Source organism: Sphingomonas sp. SUN039, assembly GCF_024758725.1.
Taxonomy (GTDB): Bacteria; Pseudomonadota; Alphaproteobacteria; order Sphingomonadales; family Sphingomonadaceae; genus Sphingomonas_O.
This window is the reverse complement of sequence record NZ_CP096972.1, coordinates 1,304,499-1,316,307: the sequence shown is the minus strand read 5'-3', so window position 1 is coordinate 1,316,307 and position 11,809 is coordinate 1,304,499. Positions and strand designations below refer to the sequence as shown.

At 61.3% G+C, this 11,809-nt stretch carries 7 protein-coding genes; 3 read left to right on the top strand and 4 right to left on the bottom strand.

Features of this window, described 5'->3' with window-relative positions:
* Positions 1–4 precede the first annotated feature (4 nt).
* Entirely contained in the window at positions 5–4,261 is a 4,257-nt protein-coding gene (locus M0209_RS06350) for a hypothetical protein (protein ID WP_258887448.1), read from the top strand.
* Between the two features lie 412 nt (positions 4,262–4,673).
* On the opposite strand, the gene M0209_RS06345 is transcribed toward M0209_RS06350, so the two are convergent.
* Both M0209_RS06345 and M0209_RS06340 read right to left on the bottom strand, forming a co-directional pair.
* Positions 4,674–6,047: an ATP-binding protein gene (locus tag M0209_RS06345; protein WP_258887447.1), complete on the bottom strand. Its 1,374-nt coding sequence runs from the start codon at positions 6,045–6,047 to the stop codon at positions 4,674–4,676.
* A complete protein-coding gene (locus M0209_RS06340) occupies positions 6,034–6,711 on the bottom strand; it encodes a response regulator transcription factor (protein ID WP_258887446.1) in 678 nt (225 codons plus the stop codon). The genes M0209_RS06345 and M0209_RS06340 overlap by 14 nt, the downstream gene beginning before the upstream one ends.
* A gap of 167 nt (positions 6,712–6,878) precedes the next feature.
* On the opposite strand from M0209_RS06340, the gene M0209_RS06335 reads away from it, so the two are divergent.
* Both M0209_RS06335 and M0209_RS06330 read left to right on the top strand, forming a co-directional pair.
* Positions 6,879–7,196: a PepSY domain-containing protein gene (locus M0209_RS06335; protein ID WP_258887445.1), complete on the top strand. Its 318-nt coding sequence runs from the start codon at positions 6,879–6,881 to the stop codon at positions 7,194–7,196.
* Positions 7,197–7,312: 116 nt separating this feature from the next.
* The gene (locus M0209_RS06330) at positions 7,313–8,038 is read left to right on the top strand and encodes a hypothetical protein (RefSeq protein WP_258887444.1); all 726 of its coding nucleotides are present in this window, start codon (positions 7,313–7,315) and stop codon (positions 8,036–8,038) included.
* A gap of 108 nt (positions 8,039–8,146) precedes the next feature.
* On the opposite strand, the gene M0209_RS06325 is transcribed toward M0209_RS06330, so the two are convergent.
* Positions 8,147–9,346, bottom strand: coding sequence for a metallophosphoesterase (locus M0209_RS06325; RefSeq protein ID WP_258887443.1), 1,200 nt, complete (start codon positions 9,344–9,346; stop codon positions 8,147–8,149).
* Between the two features lie 164 nt (positions 9,347–9,510).
* On the bottom strand, positions 9,511–11,796 hold the full coding sequence (locus M0209_RS06320; RefSeq protein WP_258887442.1) for a TonB-dependent receptor: 2,286 nt from the start codon (positions 11,794–11,796) through the stop codon (positions 9,511–9,513).
* Positions 11,797–11,809: the final 13 nt, after the last annotated feature.

Here is an 11,809-nt window from a genome sequence, read left to right as displayed (position 1 = left end):
GGGGATGCCGAACGAGGACATGCCCGAACCGACGTTCGTCGAAGCCACGCCGATGCCGGCACCCGTCATGCCGGCGGCGGAAGCGCCAGCGGCACCCGTCGTCGCCGAGCCGTCGATGCTGCCGCCCCTGCCCGAAACGGGGCCGCAACCCGAAAACAGCGAGCCGCCAGCGGTTTTTGCCGATCCACCGCCGCGCGCCGATCTGTCGACGAACAGCGGCAGCGCGATGTCCGAGCTGTCGCAACGACCGGAAACCGACCTCGCCCAGCCTTCATTCGAAGCCGACCTGGCGCATGACGACGATCTCCGGCGCGCCGAGCCGGAGCAACGCGAGCCGGAACAGCCCCGTCCCGAACCGCGTTCGGAAGACGACGATGGCGGCATGATTCGCGATTACGGCAAGGGTCCGATCGAAGCGATCGACGAGAACCAGGCGCTGCCGGGCTATGAGGGGTTCGCCAACGGCACGTCCGATTACAACGCGATGATGAAGGCGCAGCGCGATTCTGCGATGGAAAATTCGGTGCTGACCGGGGGTGGTAGCGACGGCGGGATGGAAGGTTCGCAAGACGTTTCGCCCGATGCAGCGACCGGGCCTGTCGATACCGTCGATCCGTTGTCCGAACCCGATCAAGCGAACGCGAGCGATGCGGCTTCGGCGACCGCGCTTTCGTCCGGTGGCGACGGTCTCGAAACGGCGTCGCAGCCCAATGTCGTCGAGCTGGGATCGGTCGCGGGGACCGAAGCTCCGGGTGACAGCGGGATCGAAAATCCGTCCGGCTTGGAGGCCGGTGAAACCGGCGATACGTCGTCGATCGACCAAACAGCCGTCACCGGCCCGGACCTCGAACCGGTCGAAACGCCCTCCGCTCCCGAAGGCGCGCTGACCGAAGGCGACGGCGAGCCTGTGGCCCCAACCACGCCCGAGACCGGCCTGAACATGGATGCGGGCGAAGATTTGCCGAGCGCGCCCGAAAGTACCGGGGAGGTTGCGTCGTCGCCCGAACGCGCGCCCGAGACTGGTGCGGAGACCGACCAACCCCTTGTCGAGACGCCTGTACAGGACAATGCCGACGCCGCGCTGACGCCGACTGTCGCCGAGCCCTCTGCCGGGGTCGACGACGGCGAAACGCCGCCCGTCGCGACCGAGCCGGTATCCCAATCGACGGATGACCCGGCACCGACGGTCGAAACCCCGACCGAGATCGACGAGCCGGTCGCACCCGTGCCGGACAACACGCAGACGACCGAGACTGACGCCGGATCGACGAACGAGGCTGAGGTCCAAACGCCGACCGCGCCGACAACCGAACCGGCAGGATCGAACGAAACCGAGGTGCCGTCCACCGAGGAGCTGGAGGGAGCGGGCGTATCTGAACTCGAGAGCAATGCGGAGGCCGCGCCATCGCCGCCGGGCACCGAGCCCGAAGAAACGGCCCCGGTCGTCCCAGCGTCCGAAGAGATGACGGGCAACGAGGAGGAGCCGACCGGCTCGACAGCCGAAGGCGAGGAAGCGGCACCCGTCTTGCCCGACACTGAGGAGACCACCGAACCGGAAGTCGTGCCCACCGAGAGCGAAGGACAAACCAAAGAATCTGTGACGCCGTCCGATCCCGACCTTTTGGAGGAGGCGCTCGAAACCAAGGCTGCGCCTGTCCAAGCCGAGGGCGAGGCGGAGGAACCTGTCGCACCGTCAGACCCGGAAGCGACCGAAGGCACCGAACACGCGGAAGCGACGCCGGTCGTGTCGCCCACCGAAACGGACGGGACCGAGGAGACCGAGAAGACGGTTCGCAAAGCTGACGCCGAGGCCGAGGAAAACCTGGACGACAACGCGGCCGCGACGACTGAGGGCGAGGACGGCAATACGGTCAAGACGGTGCCGCCCGGTGAAGGGGTGGAGACCGAAACGGAAGCCGAAACCGAAACCGAACCGACTCAGGATCACGAGTCCGACGCGGAAACCGAAACCGCGAACGAAGCCGGGACGAAGACGGGCTTCGAGGTCGATCCCGAAACGACGAACGAGCCTGAAGAGACGACGGACTCTGAAGCTGACACCGAGGCCAACCCCAACAACGAGGTCGATCCCGAAACGACGAACGAGCCTGAAGAGGCGACGGACTCTGAAGCCGACACCGAGGCCAACCCCAACAACGAGGTTGATCCCGAGACGACGAACGAGCCTGAAGCGACGACTGATACCGACGCCGAGACCGAAAAGGACGCCGAAGTCGATTCCGAAGCGACGGTCGAAAACGAGCAGACGACCGAAAAGACTCCGGACGCCGAACCGGACGGCGAGGCCGATCCCGAAGAGACCGACAGCGACGGCGATGGCACGCCCGACAAGGACGAGCTGGAGGAGGTTGCCGAAGAGACCCAGGCTGTAGGCGACGCCGCCGCCCAGACGCGCACCGAAGAACTCGAAGAGAAGACTGCCGAGCTCGACGACAAGCTCGAGGACATCGACGACGAAACGCGCAAGGAGTTGAAGGAAGACCTGAAAAAACAGACCGATGCCATCGACGAGGCGCAGCAGGAGCAGCTCAACGAAGCCGCCGAAAACATCCGGACCGAAGCCGAGAAACAGGCCGACCTCGACGATCAGGCCGAAAAGGACCGCGTCGACAAGGAAACCCGCGACAAGGCAGATCAGGCCGTCGCGGAAGCCAAGGCCGAAGCCGACACCAAGGCCGCCAAGCTCGAAGAGGATACCGCCGCCGAGGTCAAGAAAGCGGACGAGAAAGCCGAGACCGACCGCGACGATGCCGAAAAGGAGCAGGAAAAGCAGCGGCTCGAAGAGCTGCGCCTCGCCAAGGAAAAAGAACAGGAAGAGCTACAAAAGCTCCAAACCGAGCAGGCTGCACGACAGCAGGAGCAAATCAACAGCGAAGCGAAACGCGCGCAGGCTGCCGCTGTCCAGACTGAACAGCAGTCTGCCGCAGCCGAGGCCGAAACCGCGCGTCAGCAAGACGTGGCGGCCGCCCGAAAGGCCGAGATCGATGTACAGAATGAGCAACGTGCCGACGATGCCATTCGAGAAGCGCTCAACAATGCGAACAAGACCATCGCCCGAGACGCCGCCGAAGCGATCGCCTCGGACGCGCGTGCCGATTCGGAAACCGTGTCCGACGATCTCGCCAGGCTTGCGGCGGTCGGCGGTGCGGCAGCCTTGGCGGGCCGTGCAAAAGAAGGTTCGACACGGGCCCAGGCGGCGCGATTTCAAAGCGCCGAACAGGTCGCCCCAGCGACGGACGGCGCGCAGGGGGAGCAGGCCTCCGCCCGGAATGCAACCGCGACTATCGCCCGCCCAGCGTCCGATACGAGCGCCGGAGGCAATGGCAGCGCAGCCTCAGGTGCTGCCAACGCCCAAGCGAGCAGCACGCTCTACGTCCATCCCGACAAGGACCGCTTCGAGTCGATGGACCGGGGCGACGCGATCGGCATCGTGATCGGTGACAATGCCGACGGACTTCAGATGGGCCATTCGGTTCCGATCCAGTCAGGGGACGAAGGATCGGTAAAAAATGCCGACGACGAACCGAAACCCTCCGCGGACGGGGCGAATGCACGGCCCCCGCGCCGGCCGCGCGATCCCGACCGCGTCGCTGCCCCGGCCGGGCCCGATCGGCCCGACGCTCATCTCGTTCGCGAGGGGCCGCCGACGTATGCGCAGGAGAAGATCGCAGATCGCATCGCCTCGCTGAAAGGAACCTCGATCGATGCCAATCTCGATTTCTTGCTGCAATTCTCCAAGCGGCGGAACGGGACGACCGATGGTAGGCTGGAAGAGCAATTCGCGAACCTTGCGATTCAGCATGGCACCGATCTGATCGGAGCGCCCATGCAGAATCTCTCGAACAATGGACCGGATTATTTCGCTGTCCTCGAGGATACGATCATCGTCGGGGAGTTCAAATCCACGCGCAACGAGGTCAGCAAGGCGCGACCGCCCTATAAGACCGACCCTCGCGCCTTTCTCGAAGACCGGATGCCGGGGGGCAAGCACGATATCGCGAAGCGCGAGACGAGTCCCGAGATGCTCGCCAAGCAAGCGGAGCTCGCTAGGCTGTTGAACGAGACGAAGATCGGACCGAACGGCGAAGTAACTTGGAAATACAAGGTCGAAGGCCTGCACGTGCGGGTCGGACTCAAGGATCGCAGCCTCGGCGGCAAGGGCGGTTACCAGATCAAATTCGAGGACTGGGCGGCGCGGTATACGCCGTCACGGACCAAGAATTCCTACCACGTCAATTGAGGTGCAGATTGCAACGGTCTCAGAAACCGAAGGGCTGTGCGGGTATCGCGCGCGCTGACGCGGCCCGAAAAGGCCGAAAGCGGACTAAGGGCGTCACCAAGAGGCGCAGTTCTTAACAGGCTTTGCGAGCGCGCCTTGCAGCCGCAGATCGTACCTTTGGCACGCGATGTCAGGCGGGACGGATACCTGTTCTTTGGGGGGAAGTTGCAAACCTTGGACGACCGACGAGTTTGCGGAGCGTCGGTGTTACGTCCCTTTTCGCCAACTTTCCGGTCATTCCCATCCAAAATTCTGCTCTTAAAACTTGTCGTTCATTCAGGAGGCCATTTATGGAAAAGCGGCTGTCCGGTCTGTGCCCAATTTCCGTTTGTTCTCGACAATCGAACCCACGAAATTTTGGAAACGTCCGACATCAATGATGGTCGGTTGTCGACCAATGGAGTTTGACCTGCAATCCCGGATCAACATTGCCGAGTTCCAAACCCGCTCCGTGAAGGTCAGCAATTGCAGCGACAAGCGCCAATCCCAGTCCGGCTCCGGTGTCAGTACGGCTGGTGTTGAGGCGATAGAAGCGCTTCAGAACATTGTCTCGCTCTGCGGCGGGTATGCCGGGTCCATTGTCGCTAACCTCTGCAACAATCGTGTCGTGTTCGGCATGAAGGGCTAAGGTGATCGCCGCATTCGCTGGTGTGTGCGTCAGCGCATTTTCGATCAAGTTGGTGAACATCTGCGCGAGCAAGTCTGCATCGCCATCGACCAGGATTCCGGGATTGATCGCGCCGGTGATCGTCTTGCCGCCGTCTTCGGCGACCGGTTGATAGGCCAGCAAAACCCGCTCCATGATTTCGCTCAGATCGACCGGCTTGAACCGCGCGCGTCCGGCACCCGCTTCGATCGTGCCGATGCGAAGGAGCGCAACGAAGATGGTCATGATTCCGTCGATTTGCGTCAGCGCCTCTTCGATGACGTGCCGTGGCACGGTAACACCCTCGTCGGTGATAGCGCTTTCGAGATGCTGCCGAAGTCGCGTTATCGGCGTGCGCAGATCGTGGGCGATATCGGTCGAGACCTGCCGCACCCCCGTCATCAGCTCTTCGATACGGTCGAGCATACGGTTGAGATTCGCCGACAGCCGGTCGAACTCACCGTCCATGCCGATGACTGGCACTCGCTCATCGAGCCTGCCGCCCATGATCGTGTTGATCGACGTGTTGAGCCGTTCGAGCCGCTGCGTGAAAATCGCTGCAATCACATAGCCAGCGATAAGCGCGAGGAACGTGATCCCGATCCCGCTCCACAGCGCGACAGTATCTAGCCATTCGCGCAATTCCTGGACTTCGTAGATGTCCGACCCGACAACGAGCCGTCCGCCACCGGGCAGGGCTAGACCATAGGTTTTCATCGGTGCAGGCTCGTCAGCCGGATCGCCCCCGGTCGCGGGTTCGGCGATGCTAATCGTATCCCATCCGATCCTGTCGGCGGATGGGGGCAGGTCGCCAGCAAGGTGCTGGCCTGCCTTGTCGGTCAGAAGATATCGAAACGCGCGTTGATGCGATGCGTCGCGGTCGCGGATCGCGCTGGCAACGCCACTAGCGCCGGACCGGCGCGCGATTGCGGCAAGTCTGCCAGCCTCTGTGGTCAACGTGTCAGATGTGACTTGCTGGGCATAGGACGCCACTGACGTTTCGACCGCAACGACCAGCAAGATCGAACCGACCGCGAAGATCGCCGCGAATAGGAGCGCGAGCCGGAACGGCCCGCTGCGGATGGTCCTAAACACCGGCACCGAGGCGGTAACCCGAGCCGCGCAGCGTTTGGATCAATTCGGTCCCGAATCCGCGATCAACCTTGGCGCGCAAGCGGCTCATATGGCTTTCAATCACGTTGGTCTGCGGGTCGAAGTGAAAGGACCAGACATTTTCAAGCAGCATCGTCCGCGTGACGACCTGCCCTTCATGGCGCATAAGATATTCGAGCAGCTTGAACTCCTGCGCCTGAAGCTCGATCCGCTGCCCCGCGCGCGCGACCGTCCGCTTGATCAGATCCATTTCGAGATCCGCGACGCATAGCTTTGTGGTGGTCTCAGAAATGGGTGGCCGTCGCCCGAGGGCTGCCACGCGCGCGAGCAGCTCGGTCATTGCGAACGGCTTTACCAGATAGTCGTCGCCACCGGCTTCAAGTCCCTCTACGCGGTCTTCGACGCCGCCCATTGCCGTCAGGAACAACGCGGGCGTGGTCACGCCGCTGATCCGGAGCGCCTTGACGACACTGAGGCCATCAACGCCCGGCACCATCCGATCAACGATCAGGACGCCATAAGCAGCACCGGTTGCGTGGAAAATGGCATCGCGCCCTTCCGCACACGCGTCAACAACATGCCCGGCGGCTTCGAGGCTGCGCTGGATATGCGCACGGGTCGTAGCATCATCTTCGAGGAGCAATATCTTCAAGTAGAATATCCGACTAAACCAAAGCGGACCACCAAGGTTATGTGCCGTTAGACGCGAGCAGTGTGCGGATTACAAATAACCAATAGCCAATGTTCGGCTCACCTTCAGTGCAGGGTCAGGGGCGTAGAAGCGACGACGAGGCTCTTTCCCCTCCTGGAGTAAATCAGATGAAATATGTTGCATCCGCAATTCTCGCGCTGTCGCTGGCTGGTGCCGGAGCGGTGGCACTTGCCGCCCCCACGCATGGTTATGTGGGCCAATCGCTTGCCCCCAAAGCGAAAGTGACGATGGCTCAGGCGCGGGCGATTGCGCTGAAGGCCCATCCGGGTCAGGTCACCGATGCTGAACTTGAGAATGAAGGCGGTGGCAGTGGCCTGCGCTATTCGTTCGACATCAAGAGCGGCGGCAAGACTTTCGAAGTCGGCATCGATGCTGCCAACGGCGCGGTCCTCGAAAACAAGGCGGAAGGTCCGCACCCCGATTGATCGTGCAATTGTAGGAATGTCGGGGCACGGATCAGTCCGTGTCCCGACAATCGTATGTGAAAGGGAATGGCTTGACCGCTTCGAACAACCCAGGAGTCGCCGAAACGCTCGCCAAAGTGCCGCAGGTCACGCTTCTGTTCTGGATCATCAAGATCGCAGCGACAACGCTTGGCGAGACTGGCGGTGACACCGTGTCGATGTCGATGGGTCTCGGCTATCTCGTCGGAACCATCATGTTCGTTGCAGCACTGATCGTGCTCGTCATCCTTCAGATCAAGGCCAACCGGTTCCATCCAGCACTCTATTGGGCGACGATTATCGCTTCGACGACGGCAGGAACGACGCTCGCCGACTTTGCCGACCGCTCGCTCGGTATCGGATACGCAGGTGGCTCGTTACTTTTGGCTGCTGGTCTCGCGGTGTCGCTGCTTGCATGGCGTGCGACGCTCGGGACGATCTCGGTACAGAGCGTGGCGACGCCCAAAGTCGAAATCTTCTATTGGGTAACAATCACGTTTTCACAGACCCTAGGCACGGCATTGGGCGATTGGGTCGCTGACCAGCCGGGTGTTGGCTATCTCGGCGGTGCGGTCGTGTTCGCCATTCCGTTGCTCATCCTCGCCGCGCTTTATTTTTGGACGAAGGTATCGCGCGTCGCCCTGTTCTGGTCGGCGTTCATTCTCACCCGGCCACTGGGCGCCACGGTCGGCGATTTTCTCGACAAGCCGATCGACAAAGGAGGACTTGACTTAAGCCGCCCGCTGGCAACGCTTGTGCTGGCGGTGTTCATCGCGGGATGCCTGATCCTTTTCAGACAGCGGGCTAGCCAACAAGCGCATTAATAGGAACAAAAATGGGGCATTTAAGGCGATCCTAAAGTCCCTTTTGACAGGCCGCGCCATAAGCCTTTAGGCCACGCTTTGCCCGCTGTGGGGTTCGAACGCTTGCCGTTAGTCCTGTTTGAGGCAGCGCGAACGCCTTCCTACCAGGATGCAGCGGTTCACTTTGCAACCATCGATGTTCCATACCGTTGCTTTCCAACGCCTCGGTCCACGCCGTTCTAGCGTCATGTAGCCAAAACCGTCGGTCCACGATGCGAAGGCGTCGGGTGCGACGCCGGACGCGGGCGTATACCCGTTCGGCAGCCGCTCGGGCAGCGGCACAACGTCTTCGAGCGTGCCCGAAAACCCGCTTATGAATTGGGTGGGATAGCGCGACGGAAAGCTGATTTGCTCCCAAAGATGGACATGGCCGGAAAGAATTGCGTCGATGCTTTCGGGCAAAATGTTCGGGTCCTTGATGGCGAAGACCGATTGCGTGCCGACGGTTGCCGCGCGCAGGACGATTTGGCCTTCCTTTCTGGTCGCTGCAACGCCGAGGATCGGTTTGTGCGTCGCTACCAGGTTGAACGTCCCACCGTCGGCAAGGCTGCGCATTTGCTCTTGAACTGCGGTGTATTGCGCGAAGCGCGGCTCTGAGGGATCGATGGCCTTGTCCGGCGATGTTGCAAGGTCGGCAACGATCACGCGCGCCCCGCCGCCGATGGGCACTGCATAGACGGTCGCAGCATCGCCCGTCCCATCATCTTCAGGTCGGTTGCAGTCGCGGTTCGGCGAGATTGGCCTCGGATCGATGAAGCGCCACCAGCCCTGGCCAGCACGAGGGCAATTCTCGTGATTGCCGCGCACGACGACCCAAGGCGCGGCGGCGAGAAGCGGTGCCCCCGGCGTGAACAGGTCGGCGTTCCAAGCGTCCCATCCATAGCCCCAGGGTGACCCTTCGCAGTCGCGATTGCCCTGCGGACACGGATTCTCACGGTAGTGATAGTCACCGACGTGAATGACGAGCTGCGGTTTCCACTTTGCGGCCCGCGCGGCGATGCGCGCGAAAGGGTATGCGGCGGGATCGTTGCAAGCCTGATAAGCATCGTCAGCAGCCTTCAGGCGGCAGCCGGTGTCGCCGATAACGACGATTCGACGAATGTTGCGGCTGACCGCGGGGAGATGTTGCCCACTGATCGAAGCCGTGCGCGCCCCAACTGGTAAAACCGCATCGCACGTCAGCACCGGAAATTTCGATGGCTTCGAATTTTCAGGTGTGGATGCCGTAGGGCGCTGCGGGACCGTCTCAGACGGTGCACGCACTGCCATCGGAAAAGACCGTCCATCGATGATGATGTCGGGACAGCGGTCTGCGCGGGTGATGGCCCGCGCCGTTGCCTGACCGTTCTCGCCGAGAACGACAAAGGCAGCCTCGGGCGTGGCCAGCGCGGGGACCGGCGCAAAAAGCAGCGCCAGTCCCGCGCGCATGTGCATCAGAACTTCACCGTCACTTCGCCGGTGATCTGCCGTCCAGGTTGGAAGAAATACTGCGTGCCCGACACGTTGATGACTCGCTGCGAGTCGAACAGGTCACTGACCTTGATACCGGCGCGGACGAAGCCGAAGTCATAGCTCGCCGATACGATTGCCGTATTATATGGCGCAATGCGGAACCGATTGGCGACACCCGTCACCGGCGTCAGTTCGATGGGCGTCGTGCCGAGGCCCGAGTTCGAGATGTACTGTGGGCCGGTATATTTATCGATCAGCGAGAAGCGGATCGGACCGTGCTTGTAGAGAAGACCCGCAGCCGCCGTACTCTTGGGTGCCTTGTCGATTTGAAGGCGAGTGTCTTTGGCAATCGCTTCGTTAAGCGAGCCGTTGGCGAACACCGCGAAGCCGTTGCCGAACGCGAATGTCGCTTGTCCCTCGATACCCCGATAGAGCGCGCCGCCGATGTTGGTGAAGATAACGCCTTCGCCGGGGATCGGCGAGGTGGAACTGATGAACTTGTTGTTGAAGTCGATCGAATAGGCGTCGAAATCGAGGCTTAGCTTTGACCCATGATAAACGATGCCCGCCTGATAGTTGGTCGAACTCTGCGGATCGACCACTGACAGGTCAGGGCGCGCAACGTAGAGCTGGCTGAGAGGCGGCGCGAGAAAACCCTTGGCGAACTGGCCGTAGATCGCGAGGTTTGAGGTTATCTGATAATTCGCCGTCAGGAACGGCAAGGTCGCCGTGTAGGTTTTGCTTATCCGTTGGGCATAGCGCGTGGTCTGGTTGTAAAGCGCATCAATCTTGCGGTTGAAATCGACGTGCTTGATGCCGGGGGTGATCGTCAGCCCGTCGAATGGTCGCAATTCGAGTTCTGCAAACTCTTCGGTGTGATTGAGCGATGAATTCTGGTCGAACCGGATATAGCCCTGAGTAATTGCACCGGGGTTCAGCCCAGTCGCGGGCGCAACCTGCTGCGAATTACGATAATTGAAGCGGTTCGAAATCAGATCGATTTCGGTCTGCTGGCGGTAGGTATGGCTCCATTCGAGCCATGCGCCAACGGTCAGCGCGCCGAACCCGAAGTCCACCTTCACCTTGGCGATGTCACCATAGACGCGATAGGCGTTGGATTTGGTGTATCCGGGAATCCCGAAAACGAACGCGCCGGTCGGCGAGAATTTGACGCGGTTGGTGGTGGTCACACCGGTCGGTACTGCGACACCAGGCACCTGTCCCGCCAGTAGTCCGGGCTGCGTCGCGTCGAGGCCCGACAACGTTTCGTTGTCGTATTTGTAGGTGTAGGCGCTGTTGGTGAATTCGCTGTTCGGCGCGATCTTGGCGTCGAGGCGCGCGATGTAAAAGTCGGTCGTCTTGACCGTACTGTTGTAGCCAAAATAATTCTGCGAATTCGTGTCGTTCGACAGCGCGTAACGCTTTCCGAAAGCAAGCACCTGCGCCGCGCTCGCGCCGTCGTTGTCCGACTGGTTGAACACGTTGCGATTGGCCGTCGCTATGAAGCTCAGCGTCACATCGCTGCTGATCGGTACCACGGCTTTAGCATAAAGGTTGAGCTGCTTGTATTTCTCGAATGACAGTGCGCCGTCCGAATTCACATATTGCGCGCTGACAACGAATTTGGTCCCGCCGAGTGCGTCGATGGCACCCGACTGAAGCACGGCCTGCCCGTTATAGGTGTTGAATGTGCCGTATCCGCCGACCAGCTCGACCCCCAGTTCGTCTCGCGGCGCGCGGCTGAACAGGTTGATATTGCCGCCGAACGTCGCTTGCCCCAGCTGGCTGGCATTGCCCGGACCGCGATCGACGACCAGCGTCTCGATCGTGTTCGACGGCCAGAAGGTGTTCGAATGGTGCGTCGGATCGTTCTGATCGCCGAACGGCACACCATCATAGGTAATATTATACTCGCCGTCCTGGAACCCGCGAATCTGCGCTTTCGATTCGGACAGCCCGACCCCGTTGGTCCCGCCGAAGTTCGAAACCGACGGCGCGATCAGTGCGATCTGGTTGAAATCGGCCGTCGTCGAAATCGAATCCTGGATGAACGATCGCGAGACGATCGATTGTGGCTGCGTAGTGGCGAGCGAAGCTGTCACGGGCGCGATTTCGTTCGGCTTGGTTGCGGTGACGACGATCGTCGAACCCTCGGCGATCTTGTCCTCTTCCGCGCTGCTAGGTGCTGGAGCATCGGCGGCATGAGCAGCGGCCGTATTGGCGATGAAGGCAACGCCTACCAAAAGGCGCGTCAGAGTCGTTCGCATAGGTCCCCCTTCG

Excerpts from the sequence above, each read along its gene's own strand:
- M0209_RS06350 (WP_258887448.1), top strand. The coding sequence starts at position 5 with ATGCCGAACGAGGACATGCCCGAACCGACGTTCGTCGAAGCCACGCCG.
- M0209_RS06335 (WP_258887445.1), top strand. The coding sequence starts at position 6,879 with ATGAAATATGTTGCATCCGCAATTCTCGCGCTGTCGCTGGCTGGTGCC.
- M0209_RS06325 (WP_258887443.1), bottom strand. The coding sequence starts at position 9,346 with ATGGCAGTGCGTGCACCGTCTGAGACGGTCCCGCAGCGCCCTACGGCA.
- M0209_RS06320 (WP_258887442.1), bottom strand. The coding sequence starts at position 11,796 with ATGCGAACGACTCTGACGCGCCTTTTGGTAGGCGTTGCCTTCATCGCC.